The organism is Mucilaginibacter sp. OK098, assembly GCF_900142915.1.
Lineage (GTDB): Bacteria > Bacteroidota > Bacteroidia > Sphingobacteriales > Sphingobacteriaceae > Mucilaginibacter.
Map to the genome: position 1 here is coordinate 153,929 of NZ_FRCM01000008.1, position 25,664 is coordinate 179,592.

General features: G+C 40.9%; 19 protein-coding genes. 3 read left to right on the forward strand and 16 right to left on the reverse strand.

The window, feature by feature from the left end; translation table 11 throughout:
* Positions 1 to 79 precede the first annotated feature (79 nt).
* The 16 genes from BUE31_RS25055 to BUE31_RS25135 all read right to left on the reverse strand — a co-directional run bounded on the left by BUE31_RS25055 (position 80) and on the right by BUE31_RS25135 (position 20,086).
* Positions 80 to 955 (reverse strand): sugar phosphate isomerase/epimerase family protein, encoded by an 876-nt coding sequence (locus BUE31_RS25055; protein ID WP_073406607.1) that lies wholly within the window; start codon positions 953 to 955, stop codon positions 80 to 82.
* A gap of 125 nt (positions 956 to 1,080) precedes the next feature.
* Positions 1,081 to 1,971 (reverse strand): hydroxypyruvate isomerase family protein, encoded by an 891-nt coding sequence (locus BUE31_RS25060; RefSeq protein ID WP_073406608.1) that lies wholly within the window; start codon positions 1,969 to 1,971, stop codon positions 1,081 to 1,083.
* A 14-nt stretch (positions 1,972 to 1,985) separates the two neighbouring features.
* Positions 1,986 to 3,236 carry a nucleoside permease gene (locus tag BUE31_RS25065; RefSeq protein ID WP_073406609.1) on the reverse strand — a complete coding sequence of 417 codons (1,251 nt, stop codon included), beginning with the start codon at positions 3,234 to 3,236 and terminating at the stop codon, positions 1,986 to 1,988.
* Between the two features lie 32 nt (positions 3,237 to 3,268).
* Positions 3,269 to 3,700, reverse strand: coding sequence for a c-type cytochrome (locus BUE31_RS25070; protein ID WP_073406610.1), 432 nt, complete (start codon positions 3,698 to 3,700; stop codon positions 3,269 to 3,271).
* A 66-nt stretch (positions 3,701 to 3,766) separates the two neighbouring features.
* On the reverse strand, positions 3,767 to 4,999 hold the full coding sequence (locus BUE31_RS25075; RefSeq protein ID WP_073406611.1) for an MFS transporter: 1,233 nt from the start codon (positions 4,997 to 4,999) through the stop codon (positions 3,767 to 3,769).
* A gap of 56 nt (positions 5,000 to 5,055) precedes the next feature.
* Entirely contained in the window at positions 5,056 to 6,108 is a 1,053-nt protein-coding gene (locus BUE31_RS25080) for a sugar phosphate isomerase/epimerase family protein (RefSeq protein WP_073406612.1), read from the reverse strand.
* Positions 6,109 to 6,327: 219 nt separating this feature from the next.
* On the reverse strand, positions 6,328 to 7,497 hold the full coding sequence (locus BUE31_RS25085; protein WP_200801985.1) for a Gfo/Idh/MocA family protein: 1,170 nt from the start codon (positions 7,495 to 7,497) through the stop codon (positions 6,328 to 6,330).
* A gap of 140 nt (positions 7,498 to 7,637) precedes the next feature.
* Entirely contained in the window at positions 7,638 to 8,258 is a 621-nt protein-coding gene (locus tag BUE31_RS25090) for a gluconate 2-dehydrogenase subunit 3 family protein (protein WP_073406614.1), read from the reverse strand.
* A gap of 158 nt (positions 8,259 to 8,416) precedes the next feature.
* Complete coding sequence (locus BUE31_RS25095; RefSeq protein ID WP_073406615.1) at positions 8,417 to 9,850, reverse strand: Gfo/Idh/MocA family protein; 1,434 nt, start codon at positions 9,848 to 9,850, stop codon at positions 8,417 to 8,419.
* Positions 9,851 to 9,880: 30 nt separating this feature from the next.
* Positions 9,881 to 11,560 carry a GMC oxidoreductase gene (locus tag BUE31_RS25100; protein WP_073406616.1) on the reverse strand — a complete coding sequence of 560 codons (1,680 nt, stop codon included), beginning with the start codon at positions 11,558 to 11,560 and terminating at the stop codon, positions 9,881 to 9,883.
* A gap of 174 nt (positions 11,561 to 11,734) precedes the next feature.
* Entirely contained in the window at positions 11,735 to 13,447 is a 1,713-nt protein-coding gene (locus BUE31_RS25110) for a GMC oxidoreductase (RefSeq protein ID WP_073406618.1), read from the reverse strand.
* Positions 13,448 to 13,449: 2 nt separating this feature from the next.
* The gene (locus BUE31_RS25115; protein ID WP_073406619.1) at positions 13,450 to 14,019 is read right to left on the reverse strand and encodes a gluconate 2-dehydrogenase subunit 3 family protein; all 570 of its coding nucleotides are present in this window, start codon (positions 14,017 to 14,019) and stop codon (positions 13,450 to 13,452) included.
* Positions 14,020 to 14,197: 178 nt separating this feature from the next.
* Positions 14,198 to 15,118, reverse strand: a complete 921-nt coding sequence (locus BUE31_RS25120) for a sugar phosphate isomerase/epimerase family protein (protein WP_073406620.1) — start codon at positions 15,116 to 15,118, stop codon at positions 14,198 to 14,200.
* A gap of 11 nt (positions 15,119 to 15,129) precedes the next feature.
* On the reverse strand, positions 15,130 to 16,665 hold the full coding sequence (locus BUE31_RS25125; protein WP_073406621.1) for a TolB family protein: 1,536 nt from the start codon (positions 16,663 to 16,665) through the stop codon (positions 15,130 to 15,132).
* A gap of 193 nt (positions 16,666 to 16,858) precedes the next feature.
* Positions 16,859 to 17,929, reverse strand: a complete 1,071-nt coding sequence (locus BUE31_RS25130) for a fatty acid desaturase (protein WP_073406622.1) — start codon at positions 17,927 to 17,929, stop codon at positions 16,859 to 16,861.
* Positions 17,930 to 18,169: 240 nt separating this feature from the next.
* Complete coding sequence (locus BUE31_RS25135) at positions 18,170 to 20,086, reverse strand: tetratricopeptide repeat-containing sensor histidine kinase (RefSeq protein WP_073406623.1); 1,917 nt, start codon at positions 20,084 to 20,086, stop codon at positions 18,170 to 18,172.
* Positions 20,087 to 20,332: 246 nt separating this feature from the next.
* Between BUE31_RS25135 and BUE31_RS25140 the strand changes: the two genes are divergently transcribed.
* The 3 genes from BUE31_RS25140 (at position 20,333) to BUE31_RS25150 (ending at position 25,655) form a co-directional block, all read left to right on the forward strand.
* Positions 20,333 to 23,155 (forward strand): TonB-dependent receptor domain-containing protein, encoded by a 2,823-nt coding sequence (locus tag BUE31_RS25140; protein ID WP_073406624.1) that lies wholly within the window; start codon positions 20,333 to 20,335, stop codon positions 23,153 to 23,155.
* Positions 23,156 to 23,218: 63 nt separating this feature from the next.
* Positions 23,219 to 23,911, forward strand: a complete 693-nt coding sequence (locus tag BUE31_RS25145) for a toxin-antitoxin system YwqK family antitoxin (RefSeq protein WP_143167254.1) — start codon at positions 23,219 to 23,221, stop codon at positions 23,909 to 23,911.
* Between the two features lie 232 nt (positions 23,912 to 24,143).
* Positions 24,144 to 25,655 carry a sensor histidine kinase gene (locus BUE31_RS25150; RefSeq protein WP_073406626.1) on the forward strand — a complete coding sequence of 504 codons (1,512 nt, stop codon included), beginning with the start codon at positions 24,144 to 24,146 and terminating at the stop codon, positions 25,653 to 25,655.
* The last annotated feature ends 9 nt before the right edge of the window (positions 25,656 to 25,664 follow it).

Sequence of the window (25,664 nt, forward strand, 5' to 3'; positions counted from 1 at the left end):
AGGTTGATTAAGTTAGCTGCTGATTAAGTTTGTCATTTTTAAACTTAATCAACCTAATCTAACTTAATCAACCACTTAACTACACGTGTAACGTGTTCTTCACATAAGCCGCGCTTTCAGCAATGCTTACAAAAGGATCAATGTTTATGTAGTTTTCCTGTTCAACAATAAAGTGTTTTAAGCCAGCCAGTTTAGCGTGACTCAATATTGTTTTAAAGTCGATGCTGCCTTTACCTATTTCGGTATTAAGGTCGGTTTGTGTTTTGTCCCTGTCTTTTATATGGCATAAAGCAAACCTGCCCGGGTGCTGTTCAAATAATTTAACAGGATCCTGCCCTGCACGTACCACCCAAAAAATATCCATTTCCATGTGAACCAGCTTTGGATCGGTTTCTTTTAAAATGGTATCGTAAAAAGTAGTGCCGTCAATTGGTTTCCATTCAAAGTTGTGGTTATGATAGCCTAATTGTAAACCGGATTTCTTACATAATTCGGCCGCTTTATTCATTTTTTCTGCGACCGTTTTAAACTGGTCAGCGCTTTTTAAAACTTCACCATTTATTGAAGGAATAATTATGTAGGTCATTCCAGTAATATTGGCCGCTTCAAGATAAGTTTCAAACGCATCTGTTTTATCATGAACCAAATATTCGTTCATATCAAAATGCCCGCTTGGTGTTGTAAGACCGTTTGCTTTTAGCAAGCCGCTGAAAGCTTTGGCATCAAGTCCCCAAAAGCCATTTTGCTTTGAATAGCCAAATGTTTCCACTTCCTTATAACCGGCTGCGGCTACTTTGGCAATCACGCCTTTTACGTCTTTAGGCAGCTGATCGCGTAAGCTGTATAGCTGCAATCCAACAACTTTTGTACCTTTTGCAGATAATAAGTGCGGCGCTATCATCAAGCCTGCGGAAAGCATCCCGGCTTGTGTTAAAAATTTTCTCCTGGTAGTCATAGGTGGTTTTGTTTAGTTATATTTTAGTTCATAGTTGATGGTTCATAGTTCATAGCAGCTGCGGTTATTAGCATTCTTTTTCTTTTTCCACTAATGACAACTGACTAATGCCCAATGACCATCACCTAAACGTCACAAATATGGATAGCCTTCTTCAGTGATGCTATTTTATCCGGGTTTTTAGGAACAAACTCCTGCCCTACATAGCCTTTAAAGCCTGTGGCAACAATTGCTCTCATAACTGCAGGGTAATAAAGCTCCTGGGTGTCGTCAATTTCATGACGGCCGGGAATACCTCCTGTATGAAAATGGGCAATATATTGGTGATGGTCGGTTATATTACGGATGATATCTCCCTCGTCTATCTGCATATGATAAATATCATATAACAGTTTAAAGCTTTCAGAGCTTATTCTTTTTGCCAGTTCAGCGCCCCAGGCAGATTTGTTGCATTGATAGTCTTTATGATCGATCTTGCCGTTAAGCAATTCCATACATAATACAACCTTGTGCTTTTCGGCAAGCGGGAGTAGTTTTTTTAACCCTTCCTCACAATTTTTCCAGCCGGTTTCATCATCCTTGCCCCTGCGGCTGCCGCTAAAGCAGATCAGGTTGGTATACCCGTTTTTAGCTACCAGCGGAATCATATCTGTATATTGTTTTATCAGCCTTTCATGGAACTCAGTATCGCCAAAACCATCAGTCAAATTAATTTCGGCGCCATTGCACATTGGCGAATACATGCCATGTTTTTGAAGTGTGGGCCAATCTTTTGGTCCGCAAAGATCAACGCCGGTTATGCCTATTTCTTTTGATACCACACAAAGCTGATCAAGCGTGAAACCACTATAGCACCATGGCGAAACTGAATGGTTTATATTTCCTTTAAGCTTGTCAGATACTTGTTCCTGCATTTCTTCCTTTTTAAATGATGATAGTATCCCCGTTGCTGTTATAGCAGCGGTTCCGGCAACTATGTTTTTTATTGCCGATCTCCTGTTTTGTGTAAATGTCATATAATTGGTTCAGTTTAAATTTCTGTTTGTGCAGAAGGCTCCTCAATATCCAACCCCGGTTTTGTTTGTATTTGATTTGTATCCCTAAAAAACAAAAGGAATAGTAATAACACACCTGCAGCAATTCCTCCGGGGATTAACCAGATAGTTTGCCAGTTATGTGAAGTTGCAGATGTTTGCCAATGATCAACTATAGGGCCCGACAGGTAGAAACCTATCAGCATGCCAACACCGTAAGTAGCCAATGTAATAAAACCCTGTGCCGCGCTTTTAAAACGGTCGCCGGCCAGGTTATCGGTATAAATCTGACCTGTTACAAAAAAGAAATCGTAACAAACGCCATGGATCACTATCCCTGCAATCAGCATCCAGTAGTTATTTTCAGCGTTACCATAGGCAAAAAACACGTAGCGTAAGGCCCAGGCAAGCATCCCCATAGCCAGCATTTTTTTAACGCCAAGCCTCACAAAAAAGAATGGCATGGCAACCATAAATGCAAATTCAGACACCTGCCCTAATGTTTGGATCCCTGCCGCGCGTTTTACACCTACCTCATTTAAAAACGGATTGGTGAAATTATAATAAAAAGCCAGGGGAATACAAATAGCAACCGAGGCGAGAAAAAATACCAGGTACGATTTATTCTTTAGCAAGCCGATAGAATCAAGGCCTATTATATCGCCAATCGATGTTTTTTGTCCCTTCTTTACCGGGGGAGTATCAGGTAATGTAAAACTCAGTAAACTTAATACTACAGAAGCTATAGCGGCCATTTTAAATGTTAACACTAGCGTTCCGCTTTGCTCCCAGCCTAACCAGCCAATTATTACGCCTGCAACTATCCATCCCAAAGTTCCAAAAACCCTGATCCATGGAAACTCCTTGCTTGGATTTTGCATTTGTTTAAATGATACCGAATTAACCAGTGCAAGGGTTGGCATATAAATCACCATATATGCCAGGATCCCAGGGTAAAAGCCATCAAATGTTGGTACGGTTGTTTCGTACCACAATAAGGCAGCCCCTACCAAATGCAAAACGCCCAAAATTTTCTGAGCCGAAAAGTACTTATCGGCAATAAGCCCAATAATAAACGGAGCAACAATAGCACCTAAAGCCTGTGTTGCATAAGCCCCTGCGTTTTGGGTACCTGTAGCGCTTAAGGTTTTTGTTAAATAAGTACCCATAGTTACAAACCATGCTCCCCAAATAAAAAATTCGAGGAACATCATTGTAGATAGTTTGACTCTGATAGTTGAGGTCATGGTTTATAGCTTAGCAGGTACTTTGTAAATACTTATTTATGAAGCGATAAAATATATTTAACTATTGTTTTAGCGTCACCAACAGAAAGCGCAGCATGCGGAGTCATTGGAATATCGCCCCAATTACCTTTGCCCCCCTTTATCACCTTATCTGCTAAAGTGTTGATGTTATTATCAGTTGGCGGATATTTAGCTGCAATGTCTTTAAAAGCAGGCCCTACCACTTTTGTATCTTCTTTATGGCAGGTATTACAATCAGACGCTGCAATCAGCTTAATAGCAGGTGCGGCCGCGCCTGCGTCACTGGCGCCCGTTTTATTGGCGCTGGTATCAGCATTAGGCTCCTGGGCTTTAGCTGTTTGGTCTGCGGCTTTAGTGCTGTCTGCTCCACCACCTGATTTTGAGCCGCCACTGCAGGCAGATATAACTGCACATATAAATAGTATTGCAAAAACTTTTTTCATTGTTGTTGTTTTGTTTGTTTGATATATGGGGTTTATTAAATTACAATTATAGTATTTTTATTGTTTTTATACTGCTGCTGTTTTTAATGGGGCAGTTTTATTTTTTGATCGCATATAAATTACCAGGCCTGTAAAGGCTACAATTAATACCAGCGGGATAACCAATGTGGTTTGCAAAACTTTAGGGCCGGCCGTTGTATTATCGCCGCCTGCTGCTTTAACAATGTTATCATAATATTTGCCCATCACTATGGTATAAAGTGATACAGCAAACATCCCGGCGCCGCCCATCAGGTTTAAACCAATGGCACCTGTTTTTGGAATATTGGTATTGACAAAACCCAGCATAGTAGGCCAAAAAAAGCATACCCCCATGCCGAATATAATAGCGGCAAAAAATACGGCGTCGCCTGTTAAAGTGCTTAACAGGTAGATCCCCGTAGCGGCAAGTATAGTTGAGATTAATAATAAAACCTGGGGCGAAACCATTTTTAAAACAGGTTTTGCAAATGCCCTGCCCAGCACCATCACCCCTGTATCCAGTGTTAATATTAAAATGGCATTTTGGGTTACGTTTTTCAATAATACATCAATCCATTGCCCGGTAAACAACTCCGTAATGGCTGTTCCAAACATACAGATGAACATAAAAATGAATAATGGGTTCCAAAGCGCCTTGTACATTTCTCCAGTTGATACGCCAGAGGCAACGCGTTCTGTAACAGGAAAATCCAGCTTAGAAAACAGGTAGCCGTAAATTAATGTCGGGAGCAGCATAACGCCTACTTCAATCTTCCAGATCAGCGGGTCTGCTTGTCCTGCGCCCGCAAGCTTGTTGATCAGCAAAACTATGAGCGTACCTATTACTATCCCTCCGGGGAACCATAAGTGAAAATGGTTAAGCTTGGTGGTTTTATTATCGGTATAAAGTGCAGTAACCAATGGATTACACGCAGCTTCTACTGTTCCGTTTGCAAGGCCTATAAGTAAAGTTGAGATGTAAAGTGTCCAAAATCCCTGGGCGAATATGGTGAGTAAGATCCCGGCGAGATGGAAAATAAATGCCATCACCAATAACTTTTTCATGCCTATAGCATCTACTATAAATCCGCCGATCACCACGGCAATTGGAAACCCATAAAAAGCGGTAGCAGTTATAGATGCCAGTTGGGCTTTATCCAGCTGAAAATCAACACCAAGTTTGTTAAGAATACCGGCACGAATGCCAAATGAAAGAGAAGTAACTAACAGCGACAAACAGCTTGCCCTGAACAGTTGCGTACGGTTAATGGATTGCATTTTAATAATTTTAGGTTTAATAGTTTATTAATTGGTTTACCGGGTGAATATATCAATTAAATGCCAAGAGTTTTCCTGTTAAATGCATCGTCAGATCCTGACGCTGCAAAATCATCAAAAGCTTTTTCAGTAACACGTATAATATGGTTCTTAATAAACTCCGCTCCTTCGCGGGCGCCATCTTCCGGATGCTTTAAAGCACATTCCCATTCAAGCACAGCCCAGCCTTTATAGTCATATTGCGTAAGTTTACTAAAAATACCTTTAAAATCAACCTGCCCGTCGCCTAAAGACCGGAAACGGCCTGCACGGTTAATCCAATTCTGATAGCCGCCATAAACGCCCTGCTTCCCTGTTGGGTTAAATTCCGCATCTTTAACATGAAACATTTTTATCCGTTCGTGGTAATTATCAATATATTCCAGGTAATTAAGACACTGCAGTACAAAATGCGACGGATCATATAATAAACAAGCCCGGGCATGGTTATTTACCTTGTCTAAAAACATTTCATAGGTAATGCCATCATGCAAATCTTCACCGGGATGAATTTCATAGCAAAGATCAATACCACAATCCTCGTAAATATTTAAGATGGGTTCCCAGCGTTTGGCCAATTCGGTAAAGGCTGTTTCAACTATGCCGGCTGGTCTTTGCGGCCATGGATATACCATAGGCCAAAGCAATGCGCCGCTAAATGTAACTGATGCATTAAGCCCAAGGTTTTGTGAGGCTTTTGCCGCATATTTTAATTGCTGCACTGCCCACTCCTGCCTTGCCTTAGGATTTTTTCTAAGCTTTTCGGGAGCGAATCCATCAAAAAGATCATCGTAAACCGGGTTCACCGCTACCAACTGTCCTTGCAGGTGGGTTGAAAGCTCGGTAATTTCCAGTCCGTATGACTTGATCTCGCCCTTCAGGTCATCAGCATAAGACTTGCTCTCTGCAGCTTTTTGCAGGTCGATAAAACGTGAATCAAGTGTTGGCATCTGGATACCTTTGTATCCAAGGCTTGCCGCCCATTTACAGATGCCTTCAAGGCTGTTAAATGGCGCCGTATCGCCTATAAATTGTGCTAAAAATATTGCCGGTCCTTTTATTGTAGTCATTGGTAGTTAGTCATTGGTGGAATTGTCATTGGTCATTGTGTCATTGGTCATTGTGTCATTAGTCATTGGTGGGATGTGGGGTGTCATTAGTTCAATGGTTCATTAGTTCATTGGTAAATGACAGATAATATTTAATAAGTGCCACCATTTTCAAATCAATAAATCAACACATCTTCAAATCATTCGCACATCCGCATATCCGAAATCCGCACATCATCCTCAAATAATGTAATCAGTCCACTTCTCGTTGCTGTTGTTTGAGGCTACCACATTTTCAATAAATGCCATGCCCCTTATGCCGTCCTCAATGCCTGGAAAATCCAACCATTCGGGTTTTGGTTCTTCGTTATTTAGCTTTGCCTGTAATGATAATGCAAAGTTGCGATACAGGTTGCCGAATGCCTCAAGGTATCCTTCAGGGTGACCGCCGGGTGTACGCGTGTTATGTACAGCGTAGGTTGATTCCCTGTCGCCATAATTACCACCGGCCCTAATAGTTTGGGCAGGTTTATCAATCCATTTTAAAGTAAGCGTGTTTGGTTCCTGCTGGGCCCATTCAAGGCTGCCATTTTCGCCATAAACACGAATTTTCAATGCATTTTCTTCACCGGCTGCAACTTGCGATGCCGTTAATACACCGGTAGCTTTATCTTCAAAACGCAATAGTATAGCGCCATCATCATCCAACATACGGCCTTCAACCACTACGTTTAATGAAGCATTTAACTGGGTTATTTTCAATCCTGAAATATATTCAGCCAAATGTGCCGCGTGCGTGCCGATATCGCCCATGCAACCGCTTTTTCCCGATTTTTTCGGATCAGTACGCCATGCAGCTTGCGCGTTGCCTTCTCTTTCAGAAAGCTTGCTCAACCAGCCCTGGATATATTCAACATAAATTTTTCGCACTTTACCTAAAGATCCGCCCTTTACTATCTGTTTGGCCTCCTTAACCATTGGGTAGCCCGAATAGGTATGAGTAAGCAATAGCATCAGGCCGGTTTCTTCCAGCTTTTCTCTTAATTGCTTTGCTTCATCTAAAGTAAAGGTTATGGGTTTTTCAATTACCACGTTAAAGCCATTATCAAGCGCCATCATTGCCGGGGCAAAGTGTGCAAAGTTTGGCGTAACAATGGTTACAAAATCCATTCGTTTATCGGCAGGCAGCTTGCTTTCTGCCGTAATCATTTCCTCGTAGTTGGTATAGATCCTGTCTTCGGGTAAAAATAAGATATGCCCGCTTTCAATAGCTGTTTCTTTGTGGATGCTTAAAGCACCGCATACCAGTTCAATTAAGCCGTCCATATTAGCGGCAATCCTGTGAATAGCGCCTATAAATGCGTCTTTACCCCCGCCGATCATCCCCATGCGGAGTTTTCTATGAGCCATGTGTTGTTTTTTGAGTTTATTAAGTTGATTGAGTTAGATTAAGTTGATTAGGTTAGGATAGGCCAATTAAGTTGGATGAGTTGTACGCCATAAAAAAACTAATCAACTCATTCAACCTAATCAACCAATCAACTAACTTATCAGGTTGCCCAGGCTTTATCGCCTTTTTTGTAAGGGACGTTTCCGTCATAGTGTCCCGGTACGGCAATATAGCGTAATGCTTTTGTAGCGCCTATTTCCGAGGTAAAGTAGCCTAGCAAAGTAAGCTCTTTCATCATTCTGAAATAGTGCGGCGCAACTGTCGGGCCTTTAAAGTCCGGATCGTTTCTGTGCTTACTATCTTCCATTTCAGAGTTTGCGTTCTTTTTGGTATATTCTTTCTGTTCTTTATCCAAATCAACCAGCAGATCTGTTTTTTGCTGAGCCGTTAGTGACATGAATTTACTGCTGAATTTCTTCTGACTCGCATCATCCAGCTTTGAAATACCTTCTAAAAACGTTTTTTGATTCTTGGGCCAATAGCAATCCTGTACCATTAGCGCCATAAAATGGCCCACATTGGCAGCTTTTGCACCCGGTGAACTTGTTGTTGTTGGCAAAATGGTATCTGCAACTTCATTTAAGAAAGCAATATTATCTGCAACAAATAAGTCCTCAACTTTTCCGGCGCCTGATTTACATCCCGAAATAAAGAATTCGGCACCTATTACAGCACCGCCCATCAACAGGGCTACTCTTCCTATGGCGTCTCTTCTATTCATTTTAATTATTGAATTAGTGAATGTTTATAATTAGTGAATTAGTGAGTGAATTAGTAATTAATTTGAAAATTAGCTAATTTGAAGATCGTTTGCAATGTTTCATTTTCAAATCTTCAAATCAACTAATTTTCAAATCACTAATTCACCAGTTCAATCCTTTATACTTTAAGATCCCAGCCTTCGCGGTACTGGCGTTTAACGTATTGGTTAACAGCATCAAAATTAGTAACCTTCATGGCATTGTTATCCCAAAGCAGTTTTATCCTTCCGCCCTGAAGCTCATGACCGCGTACAGCAAGGTTCGCCATCAATAAGGCTTCCGTAAGCGGACCAGCCTTATCAAACGATGAGCTTAGCTCCGTTTTGCCATACCCGGCAATACAGCCTTCAACCCATTGTGCATAGTGGCCGTTAGCGCCGCCAGGTACCCGCGCCCATTTTTGAGGGGCTTTTGCATCTTTGGTCAATGCCTTTGGCAATAACGTAGGCGCATCAGAATATGTGCTGGCAAACATCTTTCCTTTTGTACCGATAAACAGGGTGCCATTTCCCGGCTCGCCTCCCCAATCTTCATTTGGCAACAATTCGATAGGTCTTTCTGGCTGAATACCACCGTCCATCCAGTGCAGGGTAACATCACCCTGGGTTTTATCTGTTTTTGGGAAGGTTAATGTGATATGGCTTGATGGCGGGCAGCTTTCAGGGAAATGCCCTTCCTTAAATTCATCAACATAAACACCGCCCACACTAGCCTGCACATCATTGGCGTAGCGAATACCCAATACCCTGAAGGGAGCTTCAACAAGGTGGCAACCCATATCGCCAAGGGCGCCTGTACCGTAATCCCACCAGCCGCGCCAGTTAAATGGCACTAATTTATCAACATAATCCTTTTTAGGCGCAGTTCCAAGCCAAAGGTCCCAATCCAGTTCTTTCGGGATATTTGGTTGTGGTGGCGGCCATGCAATGCCCTGCGGCCAAACAGGGCGGTTTGTCCAGCAATAAACGGTATGCACATCACCTATCAGGCCGGCATCATACCATTCAGACATCAGACGGGTACCATCATTTGATGAGCCCTGGTTGCCCATTTGCGTAACTACCTTATATTTTTTTGCAGCATCTGTTAACATACGGGCTTCCCAAATATCATGGGTTAAGGGCTTTTGCACATAAACGTGCTTGCCTAATGACATTGCATGGTAAGCTATTATTGCGTGGTTATGATCGGGAGTTGAAACAGAAACCGCATCAAAATGCTTTGAATCTTTTTCCAGCAATTCGCGCCAATCCTTATAATATATTGCTTTTGGAAAATCTGACCGTGATTTAGCCGATCTTCTGTCATCCACATCGCACAAAAAAGCAATCTCGGCTTTGCCGCTTTTATAAAAGTTGGCAATATCGCTCTGACCTTTACCGCCGGCGCCTACACTGGCAATCAACAATTTATCACTTGGTGCAGTATAGCCTTTACCGCCCAGCACAAAGCGGGGCACTATCATAAAACTTGCAGCAGCTATAGTACTGGTTTTCAAAAACTCCCTCCTGGTAGGACTTGTTTTTTGTTCAGTCTGTTTTTCTTCAGCCATGGTTTTAGTTTTATTATGTTTTAAATAGGGTTAGATGTTGTTCTTTTTCAATTCTTCAACTGCATGGTTAGCGGCGCGGGCAGTTAATGCCATGTAAGTAAGTGACGGATTTTGACAGGCTGCTGAAGCCATGGCAGCACCATCAGTAACAAACACGTTCTTAGCGTCCCACACCTGGTTCCACTCGTTCAATACCGAAGTTTTAGGATCGCGACCCATGCGGGCGGTTCCCATTTCATGGATGCCCCTGCCTAAAACGCCTTTGCTTGTAAAAGAATGTACATTTTTCACACCTGCAGCTTCCAGCATTTCTTTGGCATCGTTCTCCATATCGATCCGCATTTTGCGTTCATTGTCTTTAACTTCAACGTCAAACGATAAAATGTTCAATCCCCATTTATCCTTCTTAGTTTTATCAAGGGTGATCTTATTTTCATGGTATGGCAATGTTTCGCCGAAACCGCCAATTCCCATGCTCCAGGTACCAGGCTCGGTTAATGCATCTTTAAATGCACCGCCAATATTCATTTCAGCAATATCCCTGCTCCAGTTTTCACGGCCTGCGCCACCCTGGTAACCGAAGCCCCGGATATAATCGCGTTTTTCGCCGTTCAGATTCCTGTAACGCGGAATATAGATACCGTTAGCCCTGCGGCCAAAATAATATTTATCATCATAGCCTTCAACCGTACCTGACGCACCTACACCCAGGTGGTGATCCATTACATTGTGGCCCAATTCGCCGCTGCTGCTGCCCAAACCACCCGGCCAGATATCAGTTGCTGAATTCATCAGGATCCAGGCGCTATTTAAAGCAGATGCATTCACAAAGATGATCTTTGCAAAGTATTCGTAAGTCTGATTTGTTTCCGCATCAAGCACCTCAACTCCTTTTGCTTTTTTGGTATCCTTATCGTACAATATTTTAGTTACGATAGACCATGGGCGAACCGTTAGGTTCTTTGTAGCCATAGCAGCAGGCAAAGTAGCTGATTGGGTGCTGAAGTACGCTCCAAACGGGCAGCCTAACCAGCATTTATTCCGGTATTGGCAATTTGTACGGTTATTATGCGGAAGGGTAATGTTAGCCGTACGGCCTATAACCATAGCACGCTGGTCTTTATAAAAAGCCATTAAACGCTTTGACACATCCTTCTCCACAACGTTCATTTCCATTGGCGGCATAAAATCGCCATCCGGAAGAATAGCCAAATGATCTTTATTACCAGAGATGCCTGCAAATTGTTCAGCATAGCTATACCACGGCGCAATATCTTTATAACGGATAGGCCAGTCGGTGCCGATACCGTCTTTTAAGTTTGCTTCAAAATCAACATCAGCCCAGCGGTATGATTGCCTGCCCCACATTAATGAACGGCCACCAACATGGTACCCTCTGAACCAGTCGAAACGTTTAACTTCGGTATAAGGGCTGTCCTTATCACTCGCCCAGTAATCTAAATTAGTTTCGTTCAAGGGATAATCGCGTTTAAGAACGGGATAATCCTCAATCATTTGTTGCGTACGGCCACCCCTGTGAGGAAATTCCCAGGGATCTTTATTCGCGTTCACGTAATCTTTAATGTGCTCAATGTTCCGGCCACGCTCCAGCATAATGGTTTTTAAGCCCTTTTCGGTCAGCTCTTTGGCAGCCCATCCGCCCGAGATCCCTGAACCAATGACAATGGCGTCATAAGTATTTGCAGACATATATTAATAAATAAAGGTTAAAGAAATTATATAAATCGGTTAATCGTTAAATGTATGAACAAAAAATTGCTGAACAAATTTTCATTGTGTTTTTTTAACACAATAATGGGTTTAAATAATGTATGGGCATTTTTTGAGTCAATTTGTTTAAACTTTTGAGCCATAAACAACCCACTAAATATTCCCTTTTTTAATTTCACCAACAGCATAATCAGCCGCGCGGGCGGTAATAGCCATATAAGTGAGCGATGGGTTTTGGCATGAGGTTGATGTCATGCAGGCGCCATCGGTAACAAAAACATTTTTACAGGCATGAACCTGGTTCCATTTATTAAGGATAGATGTTTTCGGATCATTCCCCATGCGGGCGCCCCCCATTTCATGGATGTCTAATCCTGGTGCCCTATGGTCTGTTGACGGCCGGATATTTTTAAAGCCGGCAGAGGTAAGCATCTCCGTAAGTTGCTCTATAAAATCCTTCTTCATCTTCTCGTCATTATCATCATAATCTACCGAAACATTTAACAACGGCACACCCCAGTCGTCTTTCAGTTTTGCATCAAGACTTACATGATTGGTATCCTTCGGGATGGTTTCTCCCATAAATTGTACGCCAACATACCAGGGGCTAAGGTCACCTTTTACCAGGCCCTCTTTCAGGGTTGCCCCAACACCATCATATTTATGCTGCTGGTACCTGTAGCCGCCAAATGTGCAGGCATAGCCACGAAGAAAATCAGTTTCCTGTTTATAAACATTCCTAAAACGGGGGATATAGCCACTGGTTGGCGAGCGGCCGTCAACCGTCCACTCTTTCAGGCCATCATATTCAGCACCAATATTGGCCGAGTAGTTATGGAACGCAACATATTTACCCAATACACCACTATCATTACCAAAACCATTGGGAAAACGGTTTGATGTGGAGTTTAGCAGCAACAGATTCGTATTTAAGGCCGCGGCATTTACAAAAATTACGCGTGCATAGTATTCAATAGTTTCTTTTGTGTTGGTATCAACAATCCGTACGCCTGTAGCCTTGCCCTTTTTTTCATCGTAGATGATGGATTGCACTACCGAAAATGGCCTCAAGGTCATATTGCCTGACTTTTGTGCCCATGGGATTGTTGAAGCATTACTGCTGAAATAGCCACCGAAGGGACAGCCACGCTGGCAAAGGTCGCGGTTTTGGCACTGGGTTCGCCCCTGGTCAATGTGGATCTGGTTGGGTTTTGATAAATGGGCGCAACGGGCGCTTATTACATACCTGTTTTTATAATTAGCCTTAACATGGTCGCTAAAATATTGCTCCACGTCGTTTAAGGGGAAACCCGGTAAAAATTCGCCATCCGGTAATTCAGGAATTCCATCTTTATTGCCGGCTATGCCAGCAAATTTCTCTACATAGCTATACCATGGCGCTATATCTTTATACCTTATCGGCCAGTCTACCGCATAACCATCCCTGGCCGGGCCTTCAAAATCAAAATCACTCCAGCGCTGGGTTTGCCTTGCCCATAATAACGATTTACCCCCTACTTGGTATCCGCGGATCCAGTCGAACGGTTTTTGCTGTACATATGGATGTTCCTTATCCTTTACAAAAAAGTGAGCCGAATCTTCGCCAAAAGCATAACAACGGCCAACTATTGGGTTGGCTTCCATTACCGCTGCTGGCAACTGACCATGATGCTCAAACTCCCATGGATATTTATTTGTTGTAGGATAATCTTTTATGTGTTTTACATCCCGGCCGCGCTCAAGCACCAAAGTTTTTAAGCCGTTTCCGGTTAATTCCTTAGCAGCCCAGCCCCCGCTTATTCCTGACCCGATGACGATGGCATCAAATGTGCGCTCTTTAACGCTATCAACATTTAAATTGGCCATAGCTATGCAGACTTAAGATTAAGTTTTTTAATCGGGTAATGAACAATGTATCTGCCAGGCACCAGTTCATAAACAATTTGCTTGGTCATGAAGTATTGAGATGTGGTGTAACCAAATATGGTTTGCCTTTTTACGTCCCAATAAAAACCTGTTATAGGATCCGGCTTTACAGGTTTTGCCGCTTTAACCGCATTGGCGCTTTTTTCAATACCTGTAAGGATAATTTCGCGCTGTTTAATATCAAGGTCGCCAAACTGTTTACCGTATTTAGTTTTAACCATGCTGGTAAAAGCTTTTAGCCCGGCAACAAATGCTTGCTGCCTCTTTTTGTCATAACAATCATCAATCATTTTTAAAACAAAAGCAGGCAGGTTTAAATCTTTTGCACCGGGCGTATTTGTTTTTGGGATGATGGTTTCAGCAACATCGGCAATAAGCCTTTGCTGGTCTTCATCAATATTTACATGCTTTAACTGAACATATGAAGTACCGTCATGACTCATGCATGATGGCAGCAATACTGCGCCGCCAATTACCAAAGCCAGATTTTTTATTACGGTACGCCTGTTCATTTATGCTATAATTGGGTGAGCAAAAAAATCATGTATAATTAACATTTATTAATTTAAAATGCAAAATTCATTGGTAAAAATTACCGGTTTTATTATTATTACTATTTATAAAACAAGTTTCTTAATCTCTTATTATATAGACAGGCTTCAAAAGGAGCTGTAAGTTAAAATAATACCACTAAAAACCCCACTTTTTCATGGTTTGTAAGTCAATTTTTACACAATCTACCGGATCTTTCCCCTGGTACGATTCCTGTTCGATAATAAATTGTGAGGTTCCTCCCTTTCTCCTAGCTGCCTTTACAATATCTTTAACCGGCAGTAACCCTTGTCCAAGTATTGTACTTTCATAACCATGCCCCATTTCGCCCTGGTTGGCACTTTTTATTTCATCTTTTACATGCATCAGCTCAAACCTGCCAGGGTATTTATTAATAATTGCAAGGGCATCTCCACCGGGTACGCCATACATATTGCCAATATCCAATTGCTGTAAAACCAGTGATGGATCGGTATTTTTAAGGATAAACTCAAATAAATTACCATCCTCAACCTTTGTGCTAAATTCAAAATCATGATTGTGGTAGCCAAAACTCATTCCGTGCGCTTTACATAACTCACCGCATTTGTTAAACTGTTCCATAAAACGTTTTAACCCATCCAGGTCAGTACGCAGGCTTTCATCCAGCCATGGGCTTATTACATATCTTTGGCCAACCTCTGCAGCATCATCAATGGTATATTTCCATTTATCGGTAAAATCTTTTTTGTCAGTGTCCCAGTCATGTGCAGTCATTACCGTATGGCCGCTTGGCATTTGCATGGAAAGGTCATTTAAGATCTTTTTAAACTCTTTAGCGGTATAGCCATAAAATTTGCGGTTTATATAATTGGCATGCTCAACATGCTTTACTTCGCCTTCGCTCAATTTTTTAAGAGTTCCCATTGGGTCTTTGCCCATTGCATCCCTTACACTATAAAGCTGTACACCAAGCCTGGTTAGTTTTTTAGGTTCGGCCAATAAAGTTTCAGGAAGTAGTGCAGCGCCTGCTACAACAATTGCGCTATTTTTTATAAATGTTCTGCGTGACGGATTCATTTTTTCAGGTTTTAATTAGTTGCGATTGGAAATACAGGAAATAATAAACTGGTATTACTTACAAAGGCTAAGTGCTTGCTGTCAGGCGACCATGATGGGGTATTGATGGTTCCCTGCCCACCGTAAAGATAGGCAATAACTTTTGACGGACCACCACCTACAGGCATTACCCTAAGGTAAACATGCTTATAAAAAGGATGATCGCCGGGAGACACTTCATTTTTCAGGAAGGTAATATACTCTATCCATTTTCCATCAGGCGAAACGTGAGGGAACCAGTTATTATAATCGTCGTTTGTTAGTTGTGTTTGCTCGCTGCCATCAGCCTTCATACGCCAAACCTGCATTAAACCGCTGCGTACAGAGTTAAAGTAAATGTATTTTCCATCAGGCGAGTATTCGGGGCCGTCATCAAGCCCGGGGCTGTTGGTTAACCGTTCTTCGGGGCCACCAGCCGATGGGATACGATAAACGTCATACTCCTTATTCCGTTCTCCGCAAAATACGATGTATTTGCCATCGGGCGACCAGCCGTGCATGTATGACGGACCAATCTCATTCATCCTGCGCGGCTCTCCTCCTTTTGTTGAAACAACCCAACCAATAGAGCTGCCTGTTTTGTCAGCGCTGCTTATGGCCAGCCATTTTCCGTCAAATGACAGCACATGATCATTATTGTTATTTTTTGCCGAACCTGTATTAAATACAGTCGGCATATTTGTTTTCAGGTCGAATTTATAAAGCAATCCTTCGCTGTTATAAAGCAGGTTCCTGCCGTCAGCCATCCAATTGGGCGCCTGCAATGATTTTGGCGACTGGTAAACAATCCGGCTGTTTTGTGTTTCAAGATCAAGTATCTCAATACTGCTTCCTAAATATTGGCGGTAAGGCACCAGGCTGGCCGGTGCGGGTACTACTATTCTTGTATTATTAAATGTAGCCTTTTCGGTAACATTTGTGTTGTGCGAGCAGATGAAGATGCCAACATATACATCATCCCCCAAATCAATATCACTTACTTCTTCCTCAACAAAAAGTTCGCCTTTGTGCGCTACAGACATGATGTATTTATTGCCATGCCTTTCCAGCTGGATAACATCAGCATGTGTAAGCGTTGATTTTTTCTCCTCAGTTTCGCCGCCAACCGTTTTACGAAATTGCAGTGAAGTTAACCCATCGCCATGTACTACCGCATTTACATGTTTTGAATTTGAATCGAGCGATGTACGCACCATCAAGCCAATCTTACGGTGATCTTCAACACCTTTGCCAATAAAAGCGGCATTGGTGCGTAATATAAAATCGCCTTTCATGCGTTTCCAGACAAAATGAAAGCCATCGGCTTTTGCCCAAATATTAGCGCCTGAGCCTGATAAATTGTACACCTGCAGTATTGGATCATAAGTGCCCGTACCTTTATGTTTTACAATCCCAACATCACCCTGCGCTTCAAAAATGCCTAAAGTTGTATTTTGAGCATGTGTTTGCTGGTGAAAAAGAGCAGAAGCAGCTAGGAAAAGAAAAAAATAAAAAATCTTTTTTTTCATTTGAATTTAGGGTTTAACGGTCGGTAATGGGTTTACTAAGTTAAAAATCCATTTGTAAATGATATAATACTTTTTTAACATTAAACCATTTTTAATAAAATCAAACAATATTGTTACAAGCTGCAGCATAAAACAGCAAAAGCCCCTAAAACAGGGGCTTTTGCAATAAAATTAAAGTATTTTTTTGGCTGTATTATTCAACCAGCAGCACACTCTCTTTAGGTACTGCAAATTCGTTTTTATCATCAACAATCACTTTGCAATGATCGGCATAAAATTCCTTCTTCGAATCGCGATAAGAACTAACAGCACCAATAAGACTTAACAATTTAATATAATAAAATGCAAGGTCAACCTGGTACGGTTTAAAGCCTGAACGGGCGCTTTTTGGATACAGGTGGTGGTTGTTATGCCACTCGCCGGCTACAAACCCAGGCCAGATCTGGTTTATTGACATATCGTTGCGATTATAATCTACCCCGTCCCTGCGTTTATCCTCACCCTTGCCATGGCCTTCGTAATTAAATGTACGCACGCCTACAGCCCAAAAACCTGCCGCGCCAAAAACTGCACATGCTAATGCCGGGCCGCCTATTAAATAGAAGGCTGCAAACCAAAAGCTCCAGTTTAATATTATACCTATAATGGTGCGAAGCGGACTAACCAATGTGCCCCACTTTTTATATTGTGTATATGTGTTGGTTGTTACACCGGTATGCTTCATTAAATTAACACACTTGGCATAATTACTTTCGCTCATGTTACGGTTTATCGGCTGATGATTTACATCGGCTAAAAAACAATAAAGAAAGCCACCTTGTGCGTTGTAAGGATCGCCGGGCTGATCAGAAAGCGCATGATGCACGTGGTGCGAAACTGCGTAGATCTCTTCAGGGATTATTTTGAGGGTAAGGTTTTGGGTAAAAAACCGCCAAAAATTGTTGCTGAATTTATAAGCGCCATGGGTACAATAACGGTGGTGCCATATGGTACCGTGTGTACCCATAAATATCATACTGTAAACAAAAGCCACCACGAGCCCTGTTATCGAAAAATATTTAAACAGGAACAGGAATAAAAACGGTGCTAAAAATATGATCATCATCCAGCTAAGAAACGACAGCCAGTTCTTTTTGGATTTAAAAACATTCAGCCTTGAAAAAAATTCTTTTATTATTTGACTGTTGGTAGGTTTTACAAGGTCGCCAAATTTATCCTTCCACCCGTAAGCAGGTGGTTCAAGCACTGTGTTTAAAAAAGCCATTTAAAGGGTTTAATATATAGTTTAATTAGAGTAAGAACACCGAAAAGTAGTTATTATTTCATGAACGCAGGCAATTAAAACACAACCATAACGAATAGTTAATACACAAATCCCCTGGAATTGTCATAATAATGTCTGCAAAAACAGCTCTACGATACTTTAAAGGATGATTTGGAAGATTTAAAAAGTGTTTAAAAGACACGAAAATATCTTCCAAAAAAATAAATTATTTTATGATTATTAAACATAAGCCCGCACCAATGGCAGGTTAAAGTAAAATGTGCTGCCTTTTCCAACCATTGAACTTACCGATAATTTACCGCCGTTAAGCTCAACCAGTTCCTTACATAAAAGCAGGCCTATGCCGGTACCCCTCTCGCCGGAGGTACCGGAAAGTGAAAAATGGGTATTGATAGAAAAGAGTTTTTCAATCTCATCAGCGTCCATTCCTTTGCCGGTATCGGTTACACTAATTATTATTGAGTTATCTTCAAGTTGGGTAGCAAGCGTAATGTTCCCTTTATTACCAGTAAACTTAATGGCATTGCTTACCAGGTTCCTCAAAATAACTTTTATGTGATTTTCATCTGCCAATACAGACTGTCCGGCATAAGCCTTGTTGGTAAAATCAATACTTTTTAATTGCAGATGGTGCATAAAGGTTTGTTCCATCTCAACACCCAGTAAAAATATATCAACGTTTGTTGAGTTTACATTTTTTCCTTTTATCTGGCTCCCGGCCCATTCCGTAAGGTTTGAAAGAGTTAGCTCAGTGCCTTTCATAATAGGGCTTATCTCTTTCATTAATTCGCTCACTTCACCGGCATCAAGGTAGCCATCATTAAACATCTCAATAATGTTGCTCATATTTGCAATAGGCGTGCGCAAATCATGACCAATAACCGCCAGTAATTTATCCTTAAGGTCATTAACCGATTGCAAGTTAGTAGCCTGCATCTCAATCAATTCCTTTTGATTTAAAAGAGCGCTATGCTGGTTTTTTAATTTATTGCTCAGTAATTTCTTTTGTTTATAAAGATAGAAGGTAATAAAAAGCATGGATATTAATACCACCAGGGATGCAGCGAGTATTAAGATCAATTTGGTTTGGGCTTTTATTTTAGCTTTATTTTCCCTGTCGCCAGCCTCCATTAATTTTATATCATTAAGCTTTGAGTTTAGGGCGCTATGATCTTGTATAAGTTTAATGGTTTTTAGTTTAGTTGATGTGCTTATACTATCATCCATAACAGCATATCTTTTTTGATAAGCCAAGGCACTTTTGAAATCATTTTTTAACTCATAGCTATTAACAAGCGCTTTATATCCTTCTACCTCCGCATCAATTATGCCAATGCTATCAGCAAGGGTAATGCCCATTTTAGCGTAGCTAATTGCTGTATCGTATTTATGCAACTCATTGTACAGTAATGCATACTCGGTATATAATTTAGCCCTTAAACGCTTGTTAGATGTTATTTTGCTCATGCTATATGAAATACTATCATATTTAAGTGCAGCAGGGTAATCTTTTTTAAACCTGTAAATACCGCCTAAACGCGCATACAAAACAGCTATATTTCCTTTGTCATTAATCTCCTGGTTTAATTTTAATGAATATTGAGCCGCCTCAACTGCCTTATCATAATTTTTAGTGGCGCAATAAACGTATGATCTTTCACTATACACCTCGGCCAGCAATGCCTTATCTTTCCCTGCCAGGTATAGCGCCTTATCTAAATTAGCTAACGCTTGTTTATAATTGCCCAGATCAGCATAAGTACGACCGAGCGCGTTAAAACAATCGGAAAGATCAAGAGACTTGCCCGCTGGCAAATAGTTGGTTGCAGAGTTAAGGTAAAATAAACTTATTGGATAGTAAGATTGCGACCAATATATAAGCCCGATATTATAAAAACTACGGCCTTTTCCTGTGGCATAATTTGATTCCTGGGAAAGCAAAAGGGCCTTTTCGGCTAATCTGCGTGCTAAATCCGGAGTGTTAAGATAAATATTATAGGCTGTGTTATTTAAATTATCAATGTGCTTGTACAAAGCGGCGGTATCCCTTACGGGAGGATGGTCATGAACAACCCTTTGAGCTACGGATAATTTATATATTAATAACAGGGATAATAATAGTATAAATCGCCTCATTCGCATTTGTACGGTTGAAGCTGTTGAAAAGTTGTAAATATTGGAGGTGCTGTAAAGGTTGTAAGGGTTAGAATTGTAGTAGGTGTTATGTGTAGAGCAATCACAAAATCAACAATTCAAAATTCAATTGGCTGCAACAATTACATGACAATGAGCTTGTAATGCAACATTTATATGACAAGGATATAAATTATTAAACCATAGGCATATCTTCATGGTTGGTAGCTGTTTATAGACATTTCTGATATGAAAAAACCCCTATTTTCGTTTCTTTTTTTATTCCTGCATTACGCCGCAGCTTTTGCCCAGCAATCGCCCAAACCGCCATCACGGGAGGTATTCGGTACTATTGTTGACAGCACGGGCACCGTGCCAGCTGTTAATATTAAGCTTACATCAGCTACTGACAGTGTTACGGTAACCAGTAATCTAAAAGGTGTTTATGATTTCCCGATAGTTATCTCAAAAAACTTTAAAATAACGGTAACCGGAATTGGCTACCAGCCTTTTACCCGCCGTTATGTTATGGATAATGGCACCAAACCTATAAAGCTTGACCCTATTAAGCTAAAAGCGCAAACCAATATGCTTAGTACGGTAACAATAAATGCTGTGATACCGATAGTTATTAAGGAGGATACCATTGAATATAAGGCAAGTGCTTACAAGGTACGGGAAGGATCGCCGGTAGAGGATCTGTTGAAAAAGCTTCCGGGGGTTAGTGTTGATGCCAATGGCAATGTTACCGCGCATGGCAAGCAGGTGTCAAAAGTAAGGGTTGATGGAAAGGATTATTTTACCGGCGATGTACAAACTGCTACCCAGAATTTACCTGCCGATATAGTTGAAACCATCCAGGTTATTGACGACTATGGAGACCAGGCGAATTTAACGGGGATAAAAACCGGGGACCCGGATAAAATTTTAAACATCACCATTCAAAAGGGGAAAAAGAAAGGTCAGTTTGGACAAGGCACCATTGGCGCAGGGAACGAAGGGCGATACCAGGCCAAGCTATCAGCCAATGAATTTAATAACGACCAGCAGATCTCATTGCTTGGCACAGTTAATAATAATAACACCAATGCATTTAACTTAAGCCAGGCAGGTGGCAGCGGCGGAAGATCAGGACGTTCGGGCGGTGGTGGTGGCAGCAGCGGAAGCGGTGTTAGTACAGCTAACGGCATTACAGATAATAAATCATTAGGGCTAAACTACCGCGATGCCTGGGGTAAAAAAATAACCGTTTACGGAAGTTACAGCTTTGCTGATAAAAACACCAATACAACCAGCACATCGCTGCAACAGGATATTTTCCAGTCAGGTTCATTGATAAATAATGATAACACTACCGATCAAAACCACAGCATTAATCATCGTTTTGATTTTAACCTGGAGTATAAGATTGATACTTTAAACTATCTGAAATTCAACCCAAACTTCTCATACGGCACGTCAAATGATAACAATAGCGATATATTCAGTAATATGCGAAACGGGGTAACGGTTAATGGTACGGAGTATTCATTAACCAATTCTTCTGCACCAAGTGGCGGCACTTCCATACTTTACAATCATAAGTTTAAGAAAAAAGGGCGAAATTTTAGTATAAACGCCGGTTATAGCTATACCAAGCACGACCAGGATTTTAATGATAAGTACACAACAGTTCAGGATAGCATTGTAAATCCCTTATACCAGCAAATAAACACCAACAGTAATTCAGATAAATTTAACATTCATCTATCATATCTTGAACCAATAGGCAAAACAACCTATCTTGAAGCTAACTATACCTACAGCTACACAAATACCGATAACAACCGGCACAACTACCGCATTGACCCCAAAACCGGCGTACAAACCTATGTTGACTCGTTAAGTACGCTGTATAATTACCAGTTTATTACCAACCGCTTTGGGTTTAACCTGCGTGGTATAAAGACAAAATATAATTATACGGTGGGCATTTCTGCTCAACCGGCTACCTTAACCGGTGAATCGCAAAATTTCCGTACCTCTACCAATACTTTTAATTTGGTACCTACAGCAAGGTTTGTATATAATTTTCAAAAAAATCATTCATTAACCATTAATTATAGTGGAAACAGCAGCCAGCCAAGCTTTGCGCAGTTGCAGATCCAACCCGACTATTCAAATCCGCAAAATGTGGTTTATGGTAATCCCGATCTGAAACCATCTTTCAGCAACAGTATTAATTTAAGGTATAACCAATTTGACATAGCCAGCGGAAATTCGTTATTCACCAACCTGAGTTTCAATACCATTGAAGATCAAATTGTTGCCAATACTGCGCCGGTAGTTTCAAATACAGCAACCAGTGGCACGGGCGGCACTGTTTCCACAAGTACCAAACAGGAAACCCATTATTTAAACACCAATGGTTATTACTCTATGAACGGTAATTATGCCTTTTCAAAACCATTTGATAATCGCAAATTCACGGCAACTCTTAATGGTGGGGCATCTTACAACAATAACATATCATACATTGAAGATCAGCGTAATCTTGGTAAAAACTGGGTTTTAAACCAGGGCGCAAAGCTGCGGGTTGATATCGACAGCGTAATGGACACTGAAGTAAGCGGCAATTACAGCATCAACAATACCAAATACAGCCTGCCATCTTCTATAAATACAAATGCCAAAACCTGGACAATTGGGCTAGACGGCCGCAACTATTTTTTTTATAACTGGATATTAGGCTATAACCTTACCCAAACCATAAACCAGGGTTTCAGCAGCACGGTAAAGGCTAACCCTACCCTTTTAAGCTCGTATGTTGAATACCAGTTTTTGAAAAAGAACATCGCCTCGTTCCGTTTCCAGGCGTTCGATCTTTTTAACGAAAACACCGGAGTAAGCCGTACAGTAAGCGGCAACCAGATAATTGACGCCCGCACCAACCGGCTTGGACGTTATTTTATGCTAACATTTACCCTGCGTCTGCAAAAATTTGCCGGTGCTCAACCAAAAGGTGGTCGTGGCGGTGGCGGCCGCAGAGGCGGAGATTTTGGCGGTGGTGGTGGCAGACGAGGTAACGGATAGGCTTCTTCATTTTATTTTTTGAATTTGATTGCACATGTTTTATATTGGCTGAAACCAATTAATGTGAAATACTGCTCATTTTTAATTATTAGCCTGTTATACATAAGCAATTGTTTTGCTCAGGATACTGTTGACCGGAAAAACTGGTTAACCAATTCAGTTATTGAACGGTTTAGGGTTCTTAAAACTGATGAAAAAACAAGGGTCGGGGCATATAAGGCATTTTATAAACGCAGAACATTAATAGCCAGGGGCGATTACAATAAAGGTGAAAGAATTGGCATCTGGACCTTTTATGATGATGAAGGAAAATTGAATGAGAAGTTCGATTATGATAAAAACGAATTTCTGTTTGAGGCGCCGATTGATACAGCAACAGAGATCCAGTTTAAGTTTGATGCCAACGTACTACCAACCGACAGGCTTACCAGGCCGCTTAAAATTGGGGGCACTTATTATGGTTTTATCCCTTACATAAATATATTTAAAGTACCATTTGATACCTATGGTGTTAATATGGACTATTTTGATGCCGTTGTTGAATTATTGATAAGCCCCGGTGGAAGGCTGGCAGATTATAAAGTTCATTTATTTTCAAAAGTATACCAGTATACCCAAATTATTAATCTTGCTGTTGGCTTATTTAGCGAAGAAGATAAAAAGTTTGTCCCCGCTACTTTAAACCGGCAACCCGTATTGGCCCGGATATTTATACGATGTTCAGTTAATGATGATGGGAGTTTGGATTTTTATTGATTTATTAGTTCATAGTTGATGGTTCATTGTTCATGGTATGATCATGCCTGAATATCATTGACTTTTAAAAGGAGTATACAACAGCCCTTTCTTTTAATATCCTCGTTTACTACTGAAGCTATCTTTCTATGAACTATCAACTATGAACTATGAACTAAAGGATTCATCACATTTTTCCGGACTTTAATCACATTTATTTCCGGGTGAGCTTTTTGGGTGGTAAGCTTGTACTATGAAACTCAAAAACATAGAAATTGCCCTTGCAACCATTATACTGCTGTTAGCTGTTTATAGTTTACTGGGCTCTGTTAACGGATATTTGGCCGGGCGTTATTCTGACTCAGCTTATGGAAGGGAGCTATTTAAGGCCAAAGGACTACCCTTTAACTTCTTTATCAATTATTTTTTTCCGATCCTGATAAAATATGTTGCTATTTATGCCTCCTTCATCTGGATTGCCTGTTCACTTCCGGATAAATTTATAACACAGCAAAAATGGCAAAAAGCAGTTTTATCAATTATAGCCGGCATAATTGTAATGTGGCTGCTGTTTGTTTTGAGCGATTGTTTAAACAGGCCGTATGATGATTATATTTTACCGGAATCATTATTCCGTGAGTTTGGAGTAGCCGTAGGTATGAGTGGACTGATGCTGTTGTATGAATTTTTTAAACAACTGGCAATATGGTTGTTAAAACTCGATGAGGCTAAAAATTCGTGGAAAAACAATCCACTTATAACAAATGTGATATGGTTTGTTTTAATATGGGGTGTTACACTATTTGGGATTATATTATTGCGGCCATATTGGGGTGTTGGGTTATTTATAGCGCTTATAGCTCCCTGCGCTTTTATAACGTACCTGCTGTGTTTATACTTTTTAATTCCAAAGTATTATCATCAGCCCGAAAAAGGGGCATTTTGGCTGCTTTTGACTCTAATTACATTGGGCATAAACATCCCCTTTAATGGCTTTTATTCAGGAAGAGCAGCTTATAGCGGACTAGACTTCCTAATCCTGTTTCTCTTCATCTGGTTTTTACAGGTTGCCATACTTTTGCCTTTAAGTTTATATCTCTATAAAATAAAAAAAGAGCGCTCAGCCGAACTTACTACCTTAAAAACCGAGCTGGGCACTTCAATTGCGGGTTTACAGTTTCTACGCTCACAAATCAATCCGCATTTTTTGTTTAATGCGCTGAATACGCTTTACGGCACAGCCCTAATGGAAAATGCAGAAAAGACGGGGGAAGGCATTCAAAAGCTTGGCGATATGATGCGCTTTATGCTGCATGAAAACAACCAGGAAAAGATCGCCCTGAGCAGAGAAATCAGTTACCTGCATAATTATATCGATCTGCAAAACCTCCGCATAGCATCCTCACCCAATATCAGCATCGACATGCAGATTGAAGACATAGTTGGATACTATGAGATTGCCCCGATGCTGCTGATCCCTTTTATTGAAAATGCCTATAAGCATGGCATCAGCCTAAAAGCAAAATCATGGATAATTGTAAACCTGTTTAAAAAAGATGATACATTGCACCTGGATGTACATAACAGCATCCATCCGGAGAAAGAAAATGACCCTGAACGCTGTCATTCAGGAACAGGTCTGGAAAATGTAAAACAACGCCTGCAGTTGCTATATCCCCGAAAGCATGAACTGGTTATCAGGCAAAATACCCATGAGTTTTTTATCCATCTATCGCTTACGTTAACATCACAAAAACCACTTTAAACTAAACCC